The organism is Pediococcus sp. AC40 (genome assembly GCF_030252485.1).
Classification (GTDB): Bacteria; Bacillota; Bacilli; order Lactobacillales; family Lactobacillaceae; genus Pediococcus; species Pediococcus acidilactici.
The window spans coordinates 458,085-481,292 of sequence record NZ_CP127012.1; the positions used below are offsets into that span (position 1 = coordinate 458,085).

Genomic DNA, 23,208 nt, shown 5'->3' on the forward strand with positions numbered 1-23,208 from the left:
ACAAACGCAAACGTAAGTTCGTATAATTAGCAGGAGGTGTTTATACTATGAATAAAGATGTGAAAATTATCTTGGAAAGAATCCAGGAGCATTTTAAGCGTGTTCCAAACACGATTTACAAAATCAATGTGGTTGATGACAGATTCGACAAGTGCTACAACTTTTTTATTTACATAGAAAAAAGGGGAAAACGGCCACACTCCATCCCATTACGAACAATTAAAAATTACGACATAGACTATTTGAAGGAAGTCATTAGTGGGATTAAAGAACATTACCAATTAACTTTTACATATACAGGCTTTACGGAATAATTTTAAAAAATCGGTTGAGTAAATAAAATTTGAAACTAGGATAGGACAGTACTAGAATAGGATGGTACTAAATTATGTTAAGAAATATTGTTTTGCATTATAAAACAGTATGTTAGAATAAGGGTGTACAAAAAAGAGAGAGTTGGCCTGCTTGCCGGCACTCTCTCTAGATTGTGGTATCCATTATTAAAACAGGTTAATAATGAGGAACCAAATTGCGGAGGAAATAATCCCCTTAATAATTGGGACTACCCAACCACGCAAAAAGTTTTCGATATGTTTTGCCATAGAGGTAACGACCTCCTTTCAGACGACCATTCCATGGGGTTGTGGTTACGTGTCGTCCACTAATTAGTATAGCGTATTTTGTTTAATTTACAAAGCTTGCATAAAACTAGATTGTGTAGTATGGTTCTAATAGATATGTTTTTAGAGGGTAACGACCTCTATGAGTCAAATAGGGGTATTTGACTCGACAAGTTCCTTTATTTACCTCCTTTTCCTTGTCTGGAAAAGGGATACATATTTTTATGCCACTATTTTAATTAATAGTGGTTTTTATTTTACGATCATTACAGCTATTTAGTGTCTATATTAATGGAAAAAGTGTTGAAGTTATAATCAATATGGTACAAAAGTGGGTACCATTTTTAAGAAACTTGTAATGAAGGCTTTTTTTAGGCGATGCAACTATTGAATGGGAATGACCTGGTTGAACAGAAAATCCCTATAAATCAACGTTTTTCGACTTGAAAAATGCTTGATTTTCATTAAAACTAACATATTTCCCTACCAAAACCCTGCCAAAATTGGTGGGAATGTGTGCGGGGTTACCTTCATAAAAAGCTTTGACAATTAATTTGTCAAAGCTTTTTTAGTGCGCTAAATTTCTGTTTTGTGCTTGTGAGCATATTTACTGAAGTGTTTCATTTGCTTTTTCAATAAGAGAGATAAATTGTAGAATGCTTTCAGTTTGTTCATCAGTTAAGCCACCCATCTTAAAGGTTAAATCATCAGAAATACCTAAAAGATAATCGGCAGATGTATCTAAAATGTTACATATTTTTACAAGTGTCTCTAGTGATGGGTATGACAATCCTTGTTCGTACGCTGAAACGGTACCCTTACTAACGTCTAATCTATTTGCTAAATCCAGTTGGGTGAAATGTTTTAACTTTCTGGCAGATTTTAAACGAGTGTTAAAAGAAGTAATATTCATATGTTTTTGCCCTCCGTTCAGGTTAGCAAAATCATATACAAGTATTGCATGTATAAAATATGGGTAATATTGATATAAAAATTCTTTTTTGATATGATAGGGGGTATTAAGTACTGGCTATTTTAATATCAACGTTTAATGCTCCAGCTATGTTGGTTTAGTTGGTTAATTTATATGTTTTTTAACCAGTGCTTGACGGTAAAAGTTTGAAATACATAAACACAATATTCTATTTTGGAGGAATAATATGTCGAATAAATCAAATCTTACAGTGCTCTCTACTACGCTTGCTGCTACTGGTGCCGTTGTGGTTGGTGCAGGTACGACCGCCCATGCTGATACGGTTAAAGCTCCTGCTCCCGAACAAGTGCAAACGGTTAAGGCCCAAAACCAAAAACTAGATGATGACATCAACCAAGCGCAAAGCGACGTTGATAACGCGCAAAAGAATGCGGACCAAACTCAAAACGCGGCTAACAATGCTAAGCAAACTGCTGATGATTCCCAAAATAAGGCTGATGCAGCTGCTGATCATGCTAACCAAGCGCAAGACGATTTAAATGACGCTGAGTCTAACGAGCAAGCCGCTCAAGATAAAGCTGACCATGCTACGGATGATGCCATTAACCAAGCCCAAAATGATGTTAATGACCAAAAGAAGCAAAATGACCAAGCTAACCAAGACGTGGAAGACGCCCAAAATAACGTTAACCATGCCCAAGACAACGTTAATAATGCAAAGTCAAATGTCAACCAAGCCCAAAATGATGCTAACCAGGCGGATGACGCGGTATCTAAAGCTCAAGATAATGTAAACGATGCCCAAGCTGACCTTGATAAAGGCAACCATGCTCAAGCAGACTTAGACCAAGCCCAAGACGACTTAAACCACGCTCAAGATAACGCTTCTAAAGCTCAAGCTGGTGCTAATCAAGCTGACCAAGCCCAAAATGATGCAGCTCAAAAAGCTAATGATGCTAAGCAACATGCTGACGATGCTGCTAAGGCCCAAAACGATGCCCAACACAAAGCAGATGCTGCTAACAAAGCCCAAGATGATGCGCAAAAGGCGTTAGATGATGCGAAAAGTCATCAAGGTAATGGACAACTTATTAAATTGGGAAATGAGTATGTTAATGCTTTGAAAGATTATAACGAACATCAAGGCTATAACAAAGATAGTAGTGATCCGATTGTACAACGCTTAATTAAAGCTTCTATAGCACTGAATGAGCATAATAAATTCCAATCGAACGCTGCTGATAAGACAATTAAAATTAATGGTCGACAGGACCTAACTCCTGAATTGTTAAGTCAGCTATCTCTTTATGCGGCTCGTTTAATTGATGCTATGCGTGATGAATTTGGGTCAAACCATGTAACCGTTACTAATGGTGGCATTAAATTTGCTAGTGATATTGCTAGAGAGTATGAAGATGATAACTGGGATATGTCAGTAGGGGGCCATGATGTGCCTGCTATTAATCGTGCTGCCGCTGATAATGGATTGGCTGATGAAGCTAAGCTCAACATGTATGAAGATATGGCGAGTGCATACGGTAGCTATAATCTCGGAGATTGGAATTTGACCCTTGATGATTTCAAAGAAATGATTTTTAATTCATTAATGACCTTCATGGCTAATTGTGACGAATGGGACCACGCTAATAGCATTTTAGGTTATTTAAGTGAAGATTCTGACCAATATTTTGGTGTTTCTATTGATGATATAGTTCTCGAAAATTCACAAGGCGTTCCAGGTAAAACGCGTGATTTTCATTCACATTTTGTATTTGTTGACCCGACAATGATTCGTGATACTTCCAAGTTCGACACCACCCCAATCAAGTCTAACGTTCCTTCTCAATCAACGATTGACCAATTGGAAAACGACTTGAAGACTAAGCAAGCTGATGCAAATACGGCCAACCAAGCTTTGGCTACGGCTAAGGCCAACAACGCGAAAGCTCAAGCTGCACTAAACGCCGCTAATGCTGCTTTAAATGCGGCTAAAGCAAACCAAGCTAAAGCCCATGCTAACTTAACTCAAGCGCAAGCTGCGGTTAAAGATGCGAAAGCCGCAGTCGTTGCTGCCCAACATGCGCTTGACGAAGCAAATGCTAACCATGCCGCTAAGCAAAAAGCATTGGATGATGCCAAAGCTAAATTAGCGAATGCCAAAGCCAACCAAGCTCAAAAGCATGCGATTTTAAATGACGCAAACGCCAAACTCGCAAAGGCTAATAATGCGTTAGCTGATGCCCAAGCTAAATTAGCAGCTGCCCAAGCAGTTCTGGCAGCTGGTAAACAAGCTTTAGCGGATAAAGAAGCTAAGTTAAATGATTTGAAGAACGCTGATAAAGCCCTTGCCGATGCCAAAGCTGCGGTTGAAGCTGCTCAAAAGGCTTATGACGATGCTAAGACAGCGGCTAACCAGGCTCAAGCTCAAGCTGATGCTGACGAAGCAACTTATGAACGTCTTCAAGCAATTGCTGATAAAGCAGCGAAAGCTTTGGCGGATGCGAAAGCTCGTTTGGCTCAATTAGAACATCAACGCGACATCAACGATGCAATTGACGATGTTGATAACGGTTCAAAAGATAATCATGATGTAAACACTAACCACAATGGTTCAAATACATCAAATGGAATAAATTCATCAGACACAAGCAACACATGGGATGATCCTACTGTATTAAACAACAGTGCAATGTCTAATGACTCATCTAAAATCGTTACACCAGCAATGGTTGCAGCCCGTGCAATGTCGAATCGTTCACGTTCTCAAGTGGTTAAAGCTTCAATATTACCTCAAACTGGTGAAACTAATAATAACGAAGGCTCGATGATTGGACTAGCTTTACTTTCATTATTAGGTATGTTTGGGCTGGCAAAAAATAGACGGCGTCGGATGCACTAATAAATAGTAGATTAGTTTGAGAGGATTCATTAACATGAATAAAAAAATTTTACTTCCAGTTATGATTTGTTCCATGGTTTTGTTGGGTGCTTGTGGTAAGCAAACTTCAAAAGGTAATGAAACGCAATCTACACAATCATCGGTTGCTAAATCTACATCGAAAAGCAGTCAGAGTACGATAAAAACACATGAAAATAAAGCTGCTATGAATTTCGAAGAAATAAAGTCAGGAAATTATAGTAGCTTAACGGGTGAGTGGAATTTAGTTAAAGCTATTGCCAAAAATGAAGATGTGACAAACAGTACTCAAGTTAACTTAAAGGTATCAAAAACTAATTTGACTGATGGTCAAATTACAATGGATTCGGCAGGTATTAAAGATAGTAATGGTAACCATGATTTGATTTTTCAAGAGAAACAAGGGACCTTAGTTGCTAGTCTTACTGATGAAGATGATGCTGCAATTAATTATTTGGTCACATTCTATCCAAAAGGTGTATCGAGTGAATACGGCGATGGAAATAAAAATTTAATTGTAATCTGGACAAGTAATAATAGCTATACTGAAGTCTTTGAACAAAATAGTTCTAACAGTGAACAAGGGAAGAAATCAAGTTTCATGCCTAAAGAAAAAACAAAAAGCAGTAGTTTATGGAACGCTAGCAAGGACGAAAAATTATCGTCATTTATTGATAAATGGTCGGTAACTATGGATCAAGATTACGATAAATATGATGGGGTAAATGATATAGAAACCTCGACGGGAACCACCTATCCACGCGATTTATCTAACGTAACGGTTAACGGACAGAACAGTTCAATTGGTTGGAGTAAAGATGGAAAAGGTGATTATGAATATAATGTAGTAGCGATTTACAATCATGATGGAGACGTGCCACCACTACCAAACCATATTACTTATTTCTTTGCTTATCATAATGGCGAGCCGGTAGTACTGGTTGACCAAAGTCGAGATGGTACGCCAGATCTTACTGAGACACAAAATGCTCAATTAAATGCCGGTTTTAACCGGATCGCTGAAAATTAAATTATATGGGAGTAGATTATGGATTCAAAGTTAAAAAATTGGGTAGAATCAAAGAATCTGTCAAAAAAGCAGATTATTGAGATTTTAGTAGGAATCATTTTAGTGATTGGGATAATTTTTGCCCTAATGCCTAAGGGATTAAATGGAACTTATGAATTAAGTAAAAATTACGTGGTTGGTAAGGATACGGATACAATTGTTTTTAGTGGAAAGAACTATAAAGAAACCATAACTACAATTGATACGGGTTTATTTGGGGGCTCAGGATCAAAAGAAGTAAAAAGATATTCTGGAACTTATAAAGTTACTGATAAAGAAGTGACTTTTTCGGGTGACTTCCCACATTCAGCAACGGCAAAATTATCCAAAGATAAAAGAGTGTTGACCCTCCAAGATGGGGACCAATATGTAAAAAAGGATTAAATTAAAGAGGTATAAATCCCAAATAAAATGCACGCCGAAAATGTTGTCTCGGCGTGCATTTTTGTTTCTTAAAAAAGATAGAATCAGTGAATTGAACGGTTATTAATAAACTCTCTTATGTAATTTAGACTTACTCTCCAACAGATTTTTAGCCATAATTTTTCTAGAAAGTTACGCAACCATTATTGTGGATTTAACATTTAGTCCAGTTTAACTATTATCCAAAGATTCCAATTTTAAGATTATAATTTTACTAAGTTGAGTATCTTTTGATATTTTAGTTTGTGTTTTATCTTATCCAAATAGAACATAGCGATGCCCATGAGGTAGCACTTATTTTAAAGGGATGCAGAACTCGCATACGTGTGACGATATTTTTGAAGAAGAATAGCGTTCAATTATTGGTTTACTATCGTCTACAGGTAAATTATTGGTTAAACTTGAAATGTTTTTCCAAAAATTTAATACGCCAGCTTTTGTATGTGCAACTTCAAATATAGAGTAGAGTCCATCAGAAATTTTGCGACTAGGCAATCCGAAATTTTTTGTTCTATCAGTTATAATGATTCCTACATCATACCTTTGCTTCCCTATAGGTGTTGTCATAGGATTATCTAATGCTATCCCAAGTATTGTCATATCTTTTATGAATAAGTGCTTTTCTTTTAAGTACGCCTTGAAGTTTTCCATTAATTGTTTATTTTCAGGACCATATTTACCGACCCTACGCATGTAGGCTATTTTAATATCTTTAAATTCTTCAATAATAGGCATAGTAAGCCTCCTAAATTAAGTAGTGTCAAGCTTGATATGGCAATCATAAGTACAATTAAAAAGATTTTCAAGGATTTTTTTACGTGAAATTACTTGCTATTATGGTAATAAGGATTGTATTTTTACTTCCGGCACTAATTAAAGATATGTAAATGTAAACAACAAACTTTAGGCGAATAGAATCTCACTGTTAGAGACGCTATACAATATGTGCGATGCGGCTATTAAAAATATTGTTGGTCGAATGGTACTATCTAGTAAAGTATAACTTTACCAGAGTAATATTTAAGTAAATTTGGATGTGTTTATGATTAGTTTATCAAAGGAGGTATCATGGCAATTAATAAGAAGTTTTATGAATATGATATGCGGGATGATTTTTCTATACCAGTTTATGTGGGATATGATTTAATTAAATGTGGAAAAATTGAAGGGGTTAACCCGCAAAGGCGAGTTGCAGGACAACTTATCCGGAAAAGTGGACAAACATACTTAGAGTTGGCTGATTTTCCTAGAAAAAAAGGATACGAATCGTCTGAAACTGGCATAGTATATGATGAAGAAGATAAAATTGCTAATCATAATGATGGCGGTACTTGGTATGCTTGCACATGGGATGGAACGTTGCAATTTATTATTCGTAAATATTTTAGAGTAAAATATACTGAGCATTTCGCTACAAATCATTTTACCAATAGTACTTCAAGATGGCTAGTTACTGACTATTCTATTACGAGTCAATTGATGCTCCCGATAAAAGTATCATCGATGGAGCTTTCGCTAGATTATGTATATGCGTGGTTTAATATTTTTCATCCAGAACAAGACCGGACAAAAAATAAACCACTAATTTTTAAGAACCTAACTTTTGAAAATCAGAATTTTATGCTCGTTGTTGTTGCTAACCGAAAAGAGAAACATGAACTTCATGAATTTCAGAAAACGGCATATATGAGTATAAAAGTTATATTTAAGAATGAACAGACGCGAGATTTTACCTATCAGTTAGCCGTAACAATTAGAAACTTTTTCCAAATATTGACGGGTAAAAGTATAGGTATTAGTCGCATTATCTTAAATTCCAATATACAGCAAGATCCCAATAAACAAGGAATGTTATTAAAAGATGAACGCGAGAATTGGTTTCTTGACCAATCATTCCTACCAGATAAAGTGAATGAAAAAAATTTAACTTTTGACGTTCCTTATCGTGATATATCAGCAAACTTTGAATACATACTTAAACAATACTTAATTGATGCAAAATTACAACAATTTATTTCTAATTTTCTCATCATTGATCAATTTCGCATACCAGTAAATACCCAAATAGTTACACTTATATCAGCAGTTGAATCGTATTATAACGAAGCAAAGTATAGTAATGGTAAACCAATACAAAGTGCTATTAACAAATTACAACGCTTGGGAGAATTAATTGAAGATCCCAACGATTTTCTTAAAAAGAATAGCATTCATGGCCGTGCAACAGATATAAGTTCTTTATTCCAAGAAATGATTGACGCTAGAGATTATATTGTGCATGGGGTTAAAATTAAAAAGTACACATCAGAAGCTGATTTATTTCCGGATCTCATTATTTTTAAAAAACTAATTCAAACCGCAATTATTAGGATTGTATTAATACAAATTGAATCTAACAATGAATAATTATTTTTTAAATTATGGGTTAGAAAGAAAATAACCAATAACGCCTTAAAATAACTTATTTAACTTGAAGATAAGTGCTAAATTTAAATGTTGTAATGTAGCTAATATGTCTTTCTCCATTTTTATAGTTAATATTAATATATAAGCAAAATGCACATCGAAAGTTTTTTTTCTCGATGTGCATTATATATATGTGTAAGAAGACTTATTCTTTAAGAACTTAGCAAACTAATATTATTGGACGATAATAGTTCCTAAAATTAAAGAGAGTTTATTCGATTTTTAAAAAGTATGACTAAAAACTAAAAGGAATGGGACTTTACTTTAGGCCTCTCTATTTTGCTTGAACCCACCATTCACTGATCTCTCCAGATGAATCTTTTTCTGGAAAAGCAACATGACCATTAATTTTAGTTTTAGCACTTAAATCGACGTAGTCATCATCTTCCGATTCTGAACCAGTTTCTTCTTCAGCATCAAAATGAATATACATTTTGTGATCTTTAATTTTCCAGTCTCCACTAGCTAAGAAGCCACTAGTAGTTCCATCGTCATGAAAACGTACGTAGCCTTCACTATCATTTTTAGCGTCATCATAACTTTCAGGTTTTTCACTTTCAGTTACAACATAATAAGAATGCCCATTAAAGTCCCGAGCAGGATTATTCAATGTTTTAAATGCAAAAAATACACATAGTACTATAGCAATCACTCCAACAAGCTTGATAGTCTTGCCATTTTTTCCGTTCAAAGTTTCTTTAAGCTTATCCATTGATCATTTCTCCGTTCCTTTTATGTATTTTTACGTGGGATATCTTAAGTTGAGATGTGCAGGATTACCAACCCGCAGGTACGTTATAGCTGCCGTCTCCGTCAGTATAAGAAGCAAAAGTACCATCCGATTTTAATCCAATGTTTTTTCCATCGGCATTGTCCAAAGACCAATATGTATTATTACCTTCAACGTTTTTTACATGGACGGTCCAGCCTTGATCACCTTGTTTTTTGGTTGCGTAAGCAATTGCTTCGGCGTCGGTAGTCAGATGAACCTTGCCGTGGGTACTGTCAAAACTTTGGGGATTTTTTTGACCTTGGTGAATTTTAACGATGATGTCATCGACCTGCTTAACCTGTGCGGGTGTAGAGTAGTAACGTTGTTCTAATTCAGCTAAACTAATGGTTTTAAATGGGGGATAGTGTTTATTAGCTTTGCGAGAATATTTTACGTTGTTGCCTTCAATTTGATATGAAACAATGCAAACGGGCCCACCGTTTCCAACAAAGTTTCCGCCATCATTTTGCCAAATTCCAAAATTGATTTCTTGCATGATATCATCATCGGGGTAACACATTTGGAAAAGCATTACCGCAACTTTCTCTTTATCCCGAGTTTTGACGGCAATGTTCTGGGTAGAATGCTTTCGTGTCTTTTCAGTAGTTGTGGAACTACTTGACTGCGATTGTTTAGCGACTTTGTTAGTTTTACTAGTTACTGAAGATGATTGCGTTGTTTTAGCTTGGCTACCGCAGGATCCCAACATTAATGGAATGGTAAGTAATGCGACTAAGGTGTAACTTTTCTTCATTTAAACTCCTCCAAAAGGTAAATAGTTAATACGAGTGGATTCTAAAATATGTAGCAATGAATGTTTTTCAAAAATCAGCTCCTTTCAAAATGATAGCCATCAACTTTATAATGTTAGTATATCAAATGATATATGCATATAAAAATAGTTGAATAAAAATGATTTAACAATAAACCGAAACCATTTTTTGAAACGGCTTAATATCGTGTTCTTTGAATATCATTTTGCCTAAAATTTCTGTTGGTACGCAAAAATAACCTTTAATATATTTTTTAAAAAAGTGTAATTATATAGTTGATTAAGACACGAGGCAATTAAAAATGAACTAATATGATATCGTCAGTATTGATTAACTAACTTTTTATGATTACTACGATGAAAATAAGTTACCAAAGTGTAGTTGCTTGAATGCTTACAAAAAGTTAGCTATCATACAGGTATAGATTAAGGCCAATTAATAGGAGGAACGGAGAATGGCAAAGATATTTATTGCGGGCGGCTCTGGACGGGTTGCTACCGCCTTAATTAAGAATTTAGTTGCGGATGGTAACGAAGTGGTTGCTGGAGCGCGGCATCCTGAAAACGTTGTTGAGATGGATCACGTGAACGCGGTAAAGCTTGATTTGCATGACGGGGTAGACGCGATCGCCGACTTAATGAAGGGGAGCGACGCCGTTTACTTTACTGCTGGTTCGCGAGGCGCCGACTTGTTGCAAACTGATGCGATGGGCGCGGTTAAAACTATGCAAGCGGCCGAAAAATTAGGCATTAAGCGTTACGTCATGCTGAGTTCGCTATACACATTGGAATCGGAACGTAAGTGGCACGAAGGCGGTTTGGCAGACCTCTTGGACTACACAACTGCTAAGTTCTTTGCGGACAACTACCTCGTTCGTGACACCGATTTGGATTACACCATTGTTCAGCCAACTAGTTTGACTGAAGAAGCGGGAACCGGCCAAATTTACATCGGAAAAGAGCTCCCACAAAAGACTAACCCAATTCCAGACGTGGCAAGGGTTCTAGCAGACGTTTTGAAACAGCCGAATACTGTTAAAAAAGTATTTATGATGAGCAGCGGTAATCAAGCAATCGACCAAGCGTTGGCTAACGTGTAAATTTTAACCAACTAGAATGTCCCCCAGTACGCCAAGAATTCATTAACATGATTCTTGGCGTTTTATATTTTATGAGTAAAATATTTTGTTTGTGAAAACGAACTGGATTTTTCATTACGGATTTGACATTTTCCTGAATTATTTTCATTATGGTAGAAGCACGTTTGATGAAAATAAGAGAGGAAGAAAAATATGGAAGCACAAAATACGCGGCACACCAACCCGATGATTGTGGTGGCGGTAGTGGCGTTGATGTCCTTTATGGGAATTTTGACGGAAACCTCAATGAACGTAACTTTCCCAGCTTTAATGAAGGAGTTTCACGTCCCCCTCAACACGGTTCAGTGGGTGACCGCCGGATACTTATTGATGGCTGCCTTAGTAATGTTAACGTCGGCTTACATGAAACGTCGGTTTACCAACCGGCAGTTGTTTACCGCCGCGGCAATCTTATTTAGCAGCGGTGACTTGATTTGTGGACTAGCGACTAACTTTTGGGTTTTGTTAGCCGGTCGGTTAATTCAGGCAGGATGTGTGGGACTATGCACGCCCCTGATGGTCAACATCATTCTAGACGTAGTGCCCCAGCATAAATTGGGGACTTACATTGGAATGGCAAACTTGATTATTTTGATTGCACCGGCACTCGGGCCCACGTTTGGCGGGGCGGTAGTTGCTTTTAATAGTTGGCGAATGATTTTTTGGTCAACTTTACCCGTTGCGTTAGTGCTGATGTTGCTTGGCATGAAAGTCATCAAGCAGTACGCGCCTACTGACCAGCACTACGCATTTGACTGGACCCGGTTTCTTTTGTTGGGGATGGCGTTAGTTAGTTTAATTGTTGGATTGAACGCCCTCGGAGAAATGCAATTGGGTACTTTTGTAGGGTTGCTGATCGTCAGCATTGGCTTAACTATACTATTTGTTAAACGCTCGCACACTGCAACGAAAGCTTTATTTTCACTACAAGTTTTTAAGCAACCAGCCTTTTTATACAGTTTTCTACCATATATAATGCTGCAATTTGCAAACGTAGGGATTAACTTCCTGTTACCTAATTACGTGCAGGATGTTTTTCAAGCGACTTCGCTAGTTGGTGGGCTAATCTTACTGCCGGGAAGTTTGTTTAACGGATTTGGACAACCATTGTACGGCTGGCTGTTGGATCGGTTTGGTGGAAAAGTGCCCTTGTATACCGGAGATATTTTGTTTACGTTGGCGTTGGTTGGCTTAATGTGCTGGGGACCCCAATTAGGAGTGGTTGGAATCACGATTGCTTACTTAATTTTCGCGATTGGCCGCTCGATGGCGTTTGGAAATTCGGTCGCGTACGGGCTAAAACATATTGACAAAGAATTTCAAAACGATGCTAACGCGTTGTATAATACGGGACAACAGGTTACCGGAGCAATCGGAACGACTGTCTTAGCGCTATTGATGGGATCGGTTAAACGCCCAGGCTACACCCACGCGCAAAACGTAAGTGCGGGGAGTCAGTTAGCATTTATTTTGCTAGTAATTTTCGGTTGCGTAATCTTTGTGTTTTTCCACCATTTGGTTAATTTAAAGAATTTGCCAGAAGATAAGGGCGTTGATTTATAAGCGCTGGGCAAAATAGGAGGAGCAGCATGGCGAATATTGAACGATTTTACACTAAATTTCACCCAACTAATTACCAAATTAAATTAGCAATTAGTCGGGAAACAAAGGAAATTAAGGGAACGACCACTATTACCGGGGAGGCGTTAAGTTCCCAAATTGACATCCATCAAAAGGATCTACAAATCGAAGAACTACGGGTAGATGGTACGGCAGGCGATTTTACCATTGATCAAGCCGCGGAAGCAATTCACGTTAAATTACCGCACACAGGAACGGTAACTTTGGAAATCAAATACACCACCAAGTTAACCGACACGATGATGGGGATTTATCCGTCATATTACGAAGTGAATGGGGAAACCAAGCAGTTAGTGGGCACCCAGTTTGAGACCACCTTTGCGCGGCAAGCCTTTCCGTGCGTGGACGAGCCGGAAGCCAAGGCCACCTTTGATTTAGCCATTAAGTTCGACGAACATCCTGGCGAAGTGGTATTGAGCAACATGCCAGAAACTAAGGTCGAGGATGGCTATCATTATTTTGAACGTACGGTAAAAATGTCTACGTACTTAATCGCGTTTGCCTTTGGTGATTTGCAAAGTAAGCAAACTAAAACTAAGAGCGGCGTCCAAGTGGGCGTTTTCGCCACCAAGGCTCATCAGCCGCAAGAGTTAGATTTTGCTTTGGATATTGCCAAACGAGCGATTGAATTTTACGAAGACTTCTACCAAACTCCGTATCCATTACCGCATTCATGGCAACTAGCCTTGCCAGACTTTTCAGCCGGAGCAATGGAAAACTGGGGCTTGGTAACTTACCGGGAAGCTTACCTTTTGCTCGATCCAAAGAACACCACTCTACGTACTAAACAGGTGGTGGCTACGGTAATTGCTCACGAATTAGCGCACCAGTGGTTTGGTGACTTAGTAACCATGCAATGGTGGGACGACCTTTGGTTAAACGAAAGTTTTGCCAACATGATGGAATACGTGGCCGTTGACGCTTTGGAACCCGATTGGCAAATTTGGGAATTGTTCCAAAATTCTGAAGCAGGCGCAGCTTTACAACGGGATGCTACGGACGGAGTGCAATCCGTGCACGTCCAAGTTAACGATCCAGCCGAAATTGACGCCCTCTTTGACGGAGCCATCGTTTATGCAAAGGGAGCCCGGATGCTGGTAATGGTCCGCGCTTTGATTGGCGACGACGCTCTCCGTCAAGGCTTGCAAAAATACTTTGCAAGCCACCAGTACGGAAATGCTACCGGAAATGATTTGTGGCAAGCCCTCGGGGAAGCTGCGAACATGCCAATTGGTGACATCATGCATACGTGGCTAGATCAACCGGGATACCCAGTGGTGACCGCCCAAGTTGAAAATGGTGACCTGGTACTTGAACAACAACAATTCTTCATTGGTGAAGGGCAAGATCAACAACGCCAATGGCAGATTCCGTTGAACGGAAGCTACGCAGAGGTTCCGGACTTACTACAGACGAAAACCTTGAATTTAGGAAATTACCAAGACTTACGGGATCGAAACCAACAACCGTTCCGTTTGAACGTGGGCAACAGTTCGCATTTCATCGTGCGCTACGACCAACGGTTATTAGATGATATTTTAGCTGATTGGGAGCAACTGACCGCGATCGACCAGCTTCAACTGTTGCAAGACCTGCGTTTGTTGGCGGAAGGCAAGCAAATTTCCTACGCGGAGATTGTGCCCTTATTACCACGATTTGCGAAAACCGATTCTGCGCTCGTAACGGAGATGTTATACCGGGTGGCAAATGATTTAAAGAAGTTCGTTGCTCCGCAAAGCTCAGCAGAAAAGCAACTTAAGAAGTTCTTTGGTGAATTAAGTCAAGCACCGGCCCAACGGTTAGGCTGGCAAGCGGCGGCTAGTGAAACTAACGACGACCAGTTGATGCGTCCGATGGTATTGAAGGCGGCTTTGTACGCTGAAAATCCAGCAGTTACCGCACAAGCCCATCAGCTATTTGAAGAAAACGAAGCACAGCTGCCAAAACTACCGGCCGCAATTCGTTCCTTAGTAATTCGGAATGAAGTCGAACATTTCGGTAGCCCTGAGCTTTTTGCCCGGTTGCTTAAAGAATATCAACGGACAAGCGATGCGAGCTACAAGAGTGACCTTTGCCAGGCGCTTACGGCCACACCATCCTTACCATTGATTCAACAACTAGTTCAACAGTTTGAAAATGCGCAAGTAATTAAGCCGCAAGACTTGCGAGCGTGGTTCCGTGGCGTATTGGCTAACCCTCAAGGGCAAGGCCCGGCATGGAACTGGATTCGTGACGAATGGCAATGGCTAGAAGACACGGTGGGCGGTGACATGGAATTTGCCACCTACATTACGGTGATTGCGGGGATTTTCCAAACCCCGACGCGCCTAGCCGAATTCAAAGCATTCTTTGAACCAAAACTAGCAACTCCAGGATTAACTCGGGAAATTACGATGGATATTAAGGTAATTGAAACCCGGGTCGCACTAATTGAAACGGAAAGGGATGCTGTACAAGCTGCGGTAGCCCAAGCAATTAAGTAACGTGATAAATAAAGCGAGAGACTGCGAAAAAACGGAAAGCTCCTTTTGGCGGGTTGATTCTACTAGGGTCGACACACCAAAAGCTAGTTTGTCCCGCTTAACCTAAAAGCGACCATTATTATGCCAAATTTAGACATAATAATGGTCGCTTTTAGGTTAGTGCTTGCAAACTCCCCAACTTTTGGCCAATGCGCTCGTTTTTAATTTGCCTAAAGTGCGGTGTTAGTTATTTGTTAACGATTTGGTGGTTGGAAAGGTCCCCGTCCGCGCTTTGCACGTCACCATTTGCGTAAACGTAGTAAGAACCGTGTTTAGGGGAGGTAATGTGGAAATAAATTGGTGAAGACTTGCCAATGGAACTAAAGGCCACTTTCCAATTTTGATTACCATATTTTTCAGTTAGAAGGGCAACTGCTGCTTGTTCGTTTTGAATTTTCTCGTCAGCAAGGGGCCGGTTGCCATTCTTCTTTTCTGCCTTCGTTAAGTCGCTGCGGGACATTTGATTATCTGCAGAACTACTTGAGTCGGTAGCCGAACTTGTTGAAGAAGAAGCGGAATTAGAATTAGAGCTAGAGTTAGAGTTAGTCGAGTCTTTTGAAGAGTTTGCGCTAGCTGATGAGCTAGTTGCTTTATCAGCTGAACTTGATTTAGCGTCCTTGCTAGCAGACGACTTACTTGATGACTTGGCCACCTTTTCGGTCTTGCTAGAATTAGAAGATGTATCAGAGTTAGAAGTAGAATGGTTGCCACAACTTGCCAAGGTTAATGGTAAGACTGCTAAGATAGCGATTGACGCAATTTTTTTCATGGTAAAATCCTCCCCCGGATTGATGAATTTAGTGCTAATAATTTAGTTAATTTTAGCATACTCAAGCAAAACTGCAAGGTACGCAAAAGTTTAATTTAATAACGTTGAAACCGCTTAAAATGCGTTGAGTAATCGAGGGAAAAACGATATAGTGAGATTAATAACGTTGAGGAGGAATTTTACATGGGTGACAGAAAGTATAACCTTGGTCTCGATATCGGGACGTCATCAATTGGCTTTGCGGCAGTTGACGAAAATAACCAACCCATTCGAGTTAAAGGAAAGACGGCAATTGGGGTACGCCTCTTTGAAGAGGGCAAAACGGCGGCGGATCGGCGTGGTTTTCGGACTACGCGGCGGAGGTTATCCCGGCGCCGGTGGCGGATCAATTTATTAAATGAAATTTTTGATGCGCACCTTGCCGAGGTGGACCCCACCTTTTTGGCCCGGTTAAAAGAATCGAACCGGTCAAATTTGGATCCAAAGAAGTCTTTTCAAGGCTCACTTTTATTCCCAGAACGGAAAGATTATCAATTCTATGAGGAATATCCCACGATTTACCATTTGCGAAAAGCATTGATGGAAGAAGATCGGAAGTTTGATATTCGGGAAATTTATTTAGCGGTCCATCACATTATTAAATACCGTGGAAACTTCTTAAACGGAACGCCGATGCGGTCGTTTAAAGTAGAAAACATCGAACTGGATACTTTGTTTGACCAGTTAAACCAACTTTACGCGGAAATTGTTCCTGATAATGAGCTGGCCTTTGATTTAGCACAAGTGGTGGATGTTAAGGATGTTCTTAGCAGCACAACCATCTATAAAATGGATAAGAAAAAGCAACTAGTGAAGATGATGCTGCTTCCCGCAAGCAACAAGGCGTTACAGAGCGAAAACAAGAAGATCGTTACGCAGTTTGTTAACGCGATTTTGAACTATAAGTTCAAGCTTGACGTGCTCCTCCAAGTTGAAACGGACGCGGACTGGTCCTTGAAGTTAAACGACGAGGGGGCGGATGATAAATTAGAAGAATTCACGGGTGATTTAGATGAAAATCGTTTGGAAATTATTGATCTTTTGCAAAGACTACATAACTGGTTTTCACTAAATGAAATTACGAAGGATGGTAATTCGTTGTCTGCGGCGATGGTTGAAAAATATGAAAACCACCATCACCATTTAGAATTATTGAAAAAGGTGATTGAGAATCATCCGGATGCTAAGAAAGCAAAAGCACTGAAGGAAACGTACACGGCCTACGTCGGTAAAACGGACGATAAGACCCAGAACCAAGATGATTTCTATAAGGCTGTGGAAAAGAACTTAGATGATTCGCCGGATGCAAAAGAAATTAAACGTTTAATTCAGCTAGACCAGTTCATGCCTAAGCAACGGACTGGGCAAAATGGGGCAATCCCTCATCAACTGCATCAACAGGAGCTCGACCAAATTATTGAAAAGCAATCTAAATACTATCCATTTTTGGCGGAGCCGAATCCAAACGTTAAGCGCCGTAAAGATGCTCCTTACAAACTAGACGAATTGATTGCCTTTAAGATCCCGTATTACGTGGGCCCGTTGGTAACGCCGGAAGAACAAGCACAAAATAAAGAAAACGTGTTTGCGTGGATGAAACGGAAGGCTGCCGGTCCAATTACACCATGGAATTTTGATGAAAAAGTTGACCGGATGGAATCCGCAAACCGATTTATTCGGCGGATGACTACCAAAGATACGTATCTTTTTGGCGAAGATGTTTTACCTGCGGAAAGCATGATTTATCAAAAATTTGTGGTGCTTAATGAACTGAACAATTTGAAAATTAATGGGCGGCATTTGTCACTTAAGGATAAGCAAGACGTTTATAATGACTTGTTTAAGCAACAAAAAACGGTTTCCATTAAAGCGCTCCAAAATTACTACGTTACCAAGAAGAAAGCTGCAACCGCGCCTACCGTGGGCGGATTAGCCGATCCAAAGAAATTTTTATCAAGTCTATCAACTTATATTGATTTCAAAAATATGTTTGGGGAGCGGGTAAATGATCCGCAATTCCAAGAGGATTTAGAACAAATCGTGGAATGGTCGACAATTTTTGAAGATCGGGGAATCTTCAAGGCAAAATTACAAGCCCTGGGTTGGCTATCTGAAAAGCAGATTCAACAAATGGTGGCTAAACGTTACAAAGGATGGGGCCGGCTTTCCAAGAAGCTCTTAACTGGGCTAAAGAACGCGGAAGGATACTCAATTTTAGACGAAATGTGGCGTTCGACCGAAAACTTCATGCAAATTCAAACTCGCCCAGAATTTGCGGCACTGATTCAACAGGCCAACGAAAAGCAATTTGAGGGCAACGACCCGGATAATGTTTGGGAGAATATTGAAAGTATTTTGGGGGATGCGTACACTTCACCACAAAATAAGAAGGCAATCCGTCAAGTGGTGAAGGTTGTCCAAGATATTGAAAAAGCAGTGGGTAACCCACCTGAAAAAATTGCGATTGAGTTTACCCGTGAAGCCGCGGCGAACCCTCAACGGACGCAAAGCCGTTTGCGTACCTTGGAAAAACTTTATGAGAGCGCCGAAGAAGTTGTAGACGCGGGGTTAACTGCCGAACTGGCTGAATTTAAGGAAAATAAGCACGTTTTATCGGATAAGTACTACCTGTACTTTACCCAATTAGGCCGGGATGTTTATACTGGCGACACTATTAGTCTAGACAAGTTGAACGATTACGACGTTGATCACATTTTGCCACAATCCTTTATTAAGGATGATAGTTTGGACAACCGGGTATTGACGATTCGGGCGGTTAACAACGGAAAAAGTGATAACGTACCAGCTAAAATGTTTGGCAAAAAAATGGGCTCATTTTGGCGGTACTTGCTGGATAACGGAATGATTTCCAAACGAAAATATAATAACTTAATTACCGATCCGGATAATATTAGTAAATACGCCCAAAAGGGATTTATTAACCGGCAACTCGTGGAGACCAGTCAAGTCATCAAACTGACGGCTAACATTTTAAACGGGATTTACGATAAGGACACCGAAATTATCGAAGTTCCAGCGAAAATGAATTCTCAAATGCGGAAAATGTTTGATTTGGTTAAAGTGCGGGAAGTTAACGACTACCACCATACCTTTGACGCTTATTTAACCATCTTTATTGGAAACTATTTGTATAAATGTTATCCAAAATTACAGCCATACTTTGTTTATGATAATTTTAAAAAGTTTGGTAACAAGGAAGACATAGGACATAAACGTTTTAACTTTTTAGGAAAAATTGAGCGAGAAAAGAAAGTGGTTGCTCCCGAAACTGGTGAAATCTTGTGGTCAAACGTGGCGCCGAATGAGACCATCAAACAGATTAAGAAGGTTTACAACTATAAATTTATGCTTGTTTCTCGGGAAACCACCACTCGAAGAGCAGAATTATTTAACCAAACTGTTTACCCAAAGAATTATCGTGGAAAACTAATTCCGATTAAAGAAGACCGGCCTACGGATTTATATGGTGGTTATAGTGGAAATACGGACGCCTATCTTGCAATCGTTGCCTTAGAAGATAAAAAGAAGGGCAAATATTTCAAGGTGGTCGGAATTCCAACTCGGGCGGCTGCCAAATTAGAGAAGTTAAAGCAACAAGATTCACAGCAGTATTTACAGGCGCTTCATGAAGTTATCGCGCCACAATTTACAAAGAGCACTAAAAAGGGAATCAAGAAAACAGAATTCGAGATTGTTCTAGATAAAGTGCACTACCGGCAATTAGTTCAAGATGGCCCCGTTAAAATGATGCTGGGCAGTTCGACGTACAAATATAATGCTAAGCAACTAGTTTTGTCAGAAAAAGCTCTACAAGTAATTGCGGATGACCGAAAATTTGATGAAACGCAAAAGGACAGTAATTTAATCGCGGTATACGATGAAATCTTATCAATTGTTAACCAATCTTTTGATTTATACGATATTAACGGTTTCCGGGAGAAATTAAATGATAATCGGAATCAATTTATTGATTTGCCAGCCGAAACTAAGTATGAGGGACGAAAAGTAGTTGCCCACGGTAAGCGTGAAATGATTTTAGAGATTTTGAAGGGATTACATGCTAATGCATCCTTTGGAAATTTGAAACCAATTGGATTTGCGACACCATTTGGCCAGATGCAATCCAAAAATGGTATTGAATTATCAGAAAATGCGTTCTTAATCCACCAATCGCCATCAGGATTATTCGAACATAAAATTAAATTAAGCGATCTTTAATGAGAGCATCAAAAAAGAGGAGCCGTCCCATTAAGGGTCGGTTCCTCTTTCATTATGTAATGCCCAGATAGCTGGGACAAATGGATAAACTCCGCACAAAGTGCATTGTTTGATTTCAAATCAGGATGTTAAATCAATAAGGTTAAAAGTTGGGAGCTACCCAACACCATTAATATAAACCAGTACACTGGTAAAATCAAGGAGGTTTTAAAAATATGGGATGGAGATCAGTAATCATCACCCAGCACGCTAAATTATCGTATTCGGCACATGCGATGATTGTGCAGACCAATGACGGAATTAATCAAATTCCGGTTGATGACATTAGTTTGTTGCTAATTTCGACGACGCAAGCGGTAATTACGACGGCGTTAATTAGTGAGCTATCAAAGAAAAACGTCAAAATTGTATTTACCGATGAAGCGCGTGAACCGATTAGCGAAATTTACGGCTATTATCCCGCTAACCGGACCGCCCAGCTGCTGCGAGAGCAAGTTAATTGGGACTTACAGTTACAACAAATATTGTGGACGAAATTAGTGGCTAATAAAATCATCAATCAAATTAACGTTTTGAATTTACTAGATCATTCGACTGATGAACTTGTATTGGAATTGGAAAAATTGGAATTGAATGATTTAACCAATCGGGAAGCGGTGGTATCGCACAAATATTTTCCGTTATTGTTTGAAAGCGGTTTTACAAGGAGAGATGGTTCGGTAATTAACGCGGCGTTGAACTATGGTTACTCAATTTTGTTGTCGGCCGTAAACCAAGAAATCGTGGCGAATGGCTACGTTACATATTTAGGGATTCATCATGATAGCGAGGAAAACCAGTTTAACTTGGCTTCAGACTTGATGGAACCCTTTCGGCCGGTTGTGGATTGCTGGGTGGCAAATCAAAAATTTAATCAACTTACGCCTGACATTAAGTACGGGCTGGTGGAACTCTTGAGTTTGGAACTTAAGTATAACGGCAAGAAGACGATTTTACGTAACGCGATTACCGATCACGTACGGAATTGTTTGAAGTATTTAGCGGGGAAAGCTAATAGTTTTACGATTGAAATGGAGTTAAGCGATGAGGTACCGAATAATGCGATTAATGATAATGTTTGATTTACCAGTTGAGACGGCGGTACAAAGAAAACAATACCGACAATTTAGAAAAGCGCTAATTAACGAAGGCTTTTTGATGATTCAATATTCTGTTTATGTTCGCGTATGCGTGAATAAAAAATCGGCGACGTTTATGGAAAACCGCATCAAAACTTATTTACCCGAAAATGGCACAATTCAGGCCCTTACGTTAACTGAGAAGCAGTATAACGACATGCATTTTTTGGTTGGTGAACGGGTAAAAGACGTGCGCAATACCTCTGATCGGACGGTGATCCTATGAAACTAACGTATCGAACTCATGAACCGGTGGAAATTAAACCTCACGCAATTACGGTTTTGGGAACCAATAATTCTACGGTTTATACCGATTTAGTAAATGGTATGCAGGAACGTAACGAATTGATTTTAGCTTTTGATGAAAACTACAAAGAACTTGAAATTAGTAAAGTTTTCGATTGGATTGGTGACGTAGGAACCCAAGATTTAGTTATTCAAAAATATTTAACTAAGATTGAACGGGTTTTTGCCGAAGGATTGGTGGATGAGCAACGTAACCAAATTCACGATCAGGTTAACCAGCTATTTAATACGGTTGCTGAACAATTATTTATGCTAGATTTACCGATTAGCGTCAATTATGATTTTGATTTGAAAAAGTTATTGAAGTATTGTGGAGTGCACTTTGATCTGCTAAGCGTGGGTAACCCGTATGGTATAATTGAAGCGATTTTGAAGATTCACGAGGAGTGCGCGATTAATTCGTGTGTCGTGTTAACTAATGTTGCACATTATTTGACAGCGACCCAAATTGAAGAACTTACCCAGCTAGTAAGTCAAACGAATCAAGCACTCTTACTAATTGAATTCACAGAAATAGGCAATCAGGAGGCCTATGGAAATAGCGAATTCTACTACATTGACAACGACTTTGTTGATTGGCATCAATAATTGATGAAATTTTAGTTAGAAAATAACTGTTTCAGAAGGATGTTAAATCAATAAGGTTAAGATCTAATTTAATACTCATTATTTGCCCTCCTTCGTTTCAGAAGGATGTTAAATCAATAAGGTTAAGATCCTGTGCAGCGCCAAAATACGCATTTAGGTGTTTCAGAAGGATGTTAAATCAATAAGGTTAAGATCACGGTATTGTCAACATATAACATTGCTAATGTTTCAGAAGGATGTTAAATCAATAAGGTTAAGATCTTGCTTGTCACCATGCTAGATGTTCCGTGCGTTTCAGAAGGATGTTAAATCAATAAGGTTAAGATCAACAACGTTAGGGGATTAGTTATGAGAGATGTTTCAGAAGGATGTTAAATCAATAAGGTTAAGATCCTCTATCAGCTCCACAACGTAGCAAACTGTGTTTCAGAAGGATGTTAAATCAATAAGGTTAAGATCATGACGCGCAAATAGTTAGCACTAAAACTAGTTTCAGAAGGATGTTAAATCAATAAGGTTAAGATCAAAATGGCAAAAACGAGAACATCGATGGCGGTTTCAGAAGGATGTTAAATCAATAAGGTTAAGATCGCTTGGTTCCTGCAGACTACATTACCCCTTGTTTCAGAAGGATGTTAAATCAATAAGGTTAAGATCAAGCAACGGCGCGGGTGTCTGTTTCCGGAGGTTTCAGAAGGATGTTAAATCAATAAGGTTAAGATCCATTCAGCACATGTATATCGCCAACCACTAGTTTCAGAAGGATGTTAAATCAATAAGGTTAAGATCTCAGATTTCCAAACTATATAAATGC

Annotated in this window: 17 protein-coding genes and 1 CRISPR repeat array (1 of these 18 cut by a window edge); of the genes, 12 read left to right on the top strand and 5 right to left on the bottom strand. The window is 39.1% G+C overall.

Annotated features, from left to right (window positions below; translation table 11 throughout):
• The first annotated feature begins 47 nt into the window (after positions 1–47).
• On the top strand, positions 48–314 hold the full coding sequence (locus NL111_RS02215) for a hypothetical protein (RefSeq protein WP_128472057.1): 267 nt from the start codon (positions 48–50) through the stop codon (positions 312–314).
• 913 nt (positions 315–1,227) lie between these two features.
• On the opposite strand, the gene NL111_RS02220 is transcribed toward NL111_RS02215, so the two are convergent.
• Complete coding sequence (locus NL111_RS02220) at positions 1,228–1,533, bottom strand: helix-turn-helix domain-containing protein (RefSeq protein ID WP_036672232.1); 306 nt, start codon at positions 1,531–1,533, stop codon at positions 1,228–1,230.
• 247 nt (positions 1,534–1,780) lie between these two features.
• On the opposite strand from NL111_RS02220, the gene NL111_RS02225 reads away from it, so the two are divergent.
• The 3 genes from NL111_RS02225 to NL111_RS02235 are packed head-to-tail and all read left to right on the top strand — an operon-like array spanning position 1,781 to position 5,924.
• Positions 1,781–4,453, top strand: a complete 2,673-nt coding sequence (locus NL111_RS02225; RefSeq protein WP_285110407.1) for an LPXTG cell wall anchor domain-containing protein — start codon at positions 1,781–1,783, stop codon at positions 4,451–4,453.
• A gap of 34 nt (positions 4,454–4,487) precedes the next feature.
• A complete protein-coding gene (locus tag NL111_RS02230; RefSeq protein ID WP_285110408.1) occupies positions 4,488–5,501 on the top strand; it encodes a DUF4767 domain-containing protein in 1,014 nt (337 codons plus the stop codon).
• A gap of 18 nt (positions 5,502–5,519) precedes the next feature.
• On the top strand, positions 5,520–5,924 hold the full coding sequence (locus NL111_RS02235) for a hypothetical protein (protein ID WP_285110409.1): 405 nt from the start codon (positions 5,520–5,522) through the stop codon (positions 5,922–5,924).
• A gap of 333 nt (positions 5,925–6,257) precedes the next feature.
• Here the strand turns inward: NL111_RS02235 and NL111_RS02240 are convergent, their stop codons facing one another.
• Positions 6,258–6,698, bottom strand: a complete 441-nt coding sequence (locus NL111_RS02240) for a GyrI-like domain-containing protein (protein WP_159214133.1) — start codon at positions 6,696–6,698, stop codon at positions 6,258–6,260.
• Between the two features lie 333 nt (positions 6,699–7,031).
• On the opposite strand from NL111_RS02240, the gene NL111_RS02245 reads away from it, so the two are divergent.
• The gene (locus NL111_RS02245) at positions 7,032–8,369 is read left to right on the top strand and encodes an ApeA N-terminal domain 1-containing protein (RefSeq protein WP_159214134.1); all 1,338 of its coding nucleotides are present in this window, start codon (positions 7,032–7,034) and stop codon (positions 8,367–8,369) included.
• Between the two features lie 334 nt (positions 8,370–8,703).
• Here NL111_RS02245 and NL111_RS02250 read toward each other — a convergent pair whose 3' ends face one another.
• Together NL111_RS02250 and NL111_RS02255 are read right to left on the bottom strand one after the other, a co-directional pair.
• Entirely contained in the window at positions 8,704–9,141 is a 438-nt protein-coding gene (locus NL111_RS02250; RefSeq protein WP_119178996.1) for a hypothetical protein, read from the bottom strand.
• Between the two features lie 64 nt (positions 9,142–9,205).
• Positions 9,206–9,955: an Lreu_0056 family protein gene (locus NL111_RS02255; RefSeq protein ID WP_285110410.1), complete on the bottom strand. Its 750-nt coding sequence runs from the start codon at positions 9,953–9,955 to the stop codon at positions 9,206–9,208.
• A 473-nt stretch (positions 9,956–10,428) separates the two neighbouring features.
• Here NL111_RS02255 and NL111_RS02260 point away from each other — a divergent pair, with 473 nt between their 5' ends.
• From NL111_RS02260 to NL111_RS02270, 3 genes are all read left to right on the top strand, one after another.
• Positions 10,429–11,073, top strand: coding sequence for an SDR family oxidoreductase (locus tag NL111_RS02260; RefSeq protein WP_285110411.1), 645 nt, complete (start codon positions 10,429–10,431; stop codon positions 11,071–11,073).
• A gap of 192 nt (positions 11,074–11,265) precedes the next feature.
• On the top strand, positions 11,266–12,675 hold the full coding sequence (locus NL111_RS02265; RefSeq protein WP_005916102.1) for an MFS transporter: 1,410 nt from the start codon (positions 11,266–11,268) through the stop codon (positions 12,673–12,675).
• A gap of 26 nt (positions 12,676–12,701) precedes the next feature.
• Entirely contained in the window at positions 12,702–15,236 is a 2,535-nt protein-coding gene (locus NL111_RS02270) for a M1 family metallopeptidase (RefSeq protein WP_285110412.1), read from the top strand.
• Positions 15,237–15,462: 226 nt separating this feature from the next.
• Here the strand turns inward: NL111_RS02270 and NL111_RS02275 are convergent, their stop codons facing one another.
• Positions 15,463–16,044, bottom strand: coding sequence for a hypothetical protein (locus NL111_RS02275; RefSeq protein WP_036671447.1), 582 nt, complete (start codon positions 16,042–16,044; stop codon positions 15,463–15,465).
• Between the two features lie 183 nt (positions 16,045–16,227).
• On the opposite strand from NL111_RS02275, the gene cas9 reads away from it, so the two are divergent.
• The 4 genes from cas9 to csn2 all read left to right on the top strand — a co-directional run bounded on the left by cas9 (position 16,228) and on the right by csn2 (position 22,394).
• Positions 16,228–20,322: a type II CRISPR RNA-guided endonuclease Cas9 gene (cas9, locus tag NL111_RS02280; RefSeq protein ID WP_285110413.1), complete on the top strand. Its 4,095-nt coding sequence runs from the start codon at positions 16,228–16,230 to the stop codon at positions 20,320–20,322.
• 215 nt (positions 20,323–20,537) lie between these two features.
• On the top strand, positions 20,538–21,443 hold the full coding sequence (cas1, locus tag NL111_RS02285) for a type II CRISPR-associated endonuclease Cas1 (RefSeq protein WP_128688324.1): 906 nt from the start codon (positions 20,538–20,540) through the stop codon (positions 21,441–21,443).
• Entirely contained in the window at positions 21,421–21,726 is a 306-nt protein-coding gene (gene cas2, locus NL111_RS02290) for a CRISPR-associated endonuclease Cas2 (RefSeq protein WP_002831107.1), read from the top strand. The genes cas1 and cas2 overlap by 23 nt, the downstream gene beginning before the upstream one ends.
• A complete protein-coding gene (gene csn2, locus NL111_RS02295) occupies positions 21,723–22,394 on the top strand; it encodes a type II-A CRISPR-associated protein Csn2 (RefSeq protein WP_128688325.1) in 672 nt (223 codons plus the stop codon). The genes cas2 and csn2 overlap by 4 nt, the downstream gene beginning before the upstream one ends.
• Positions 22,395–22,422: 28 nt before the next feature.
• Positions 22,423–23,208: direct repeats of the CRISPR family, unit length 36 nt; unit sequence GTTTCAGAAGGATGTTAAATCAATAAGGTTAAGATC; it runs 701 nt beyond the window's last position.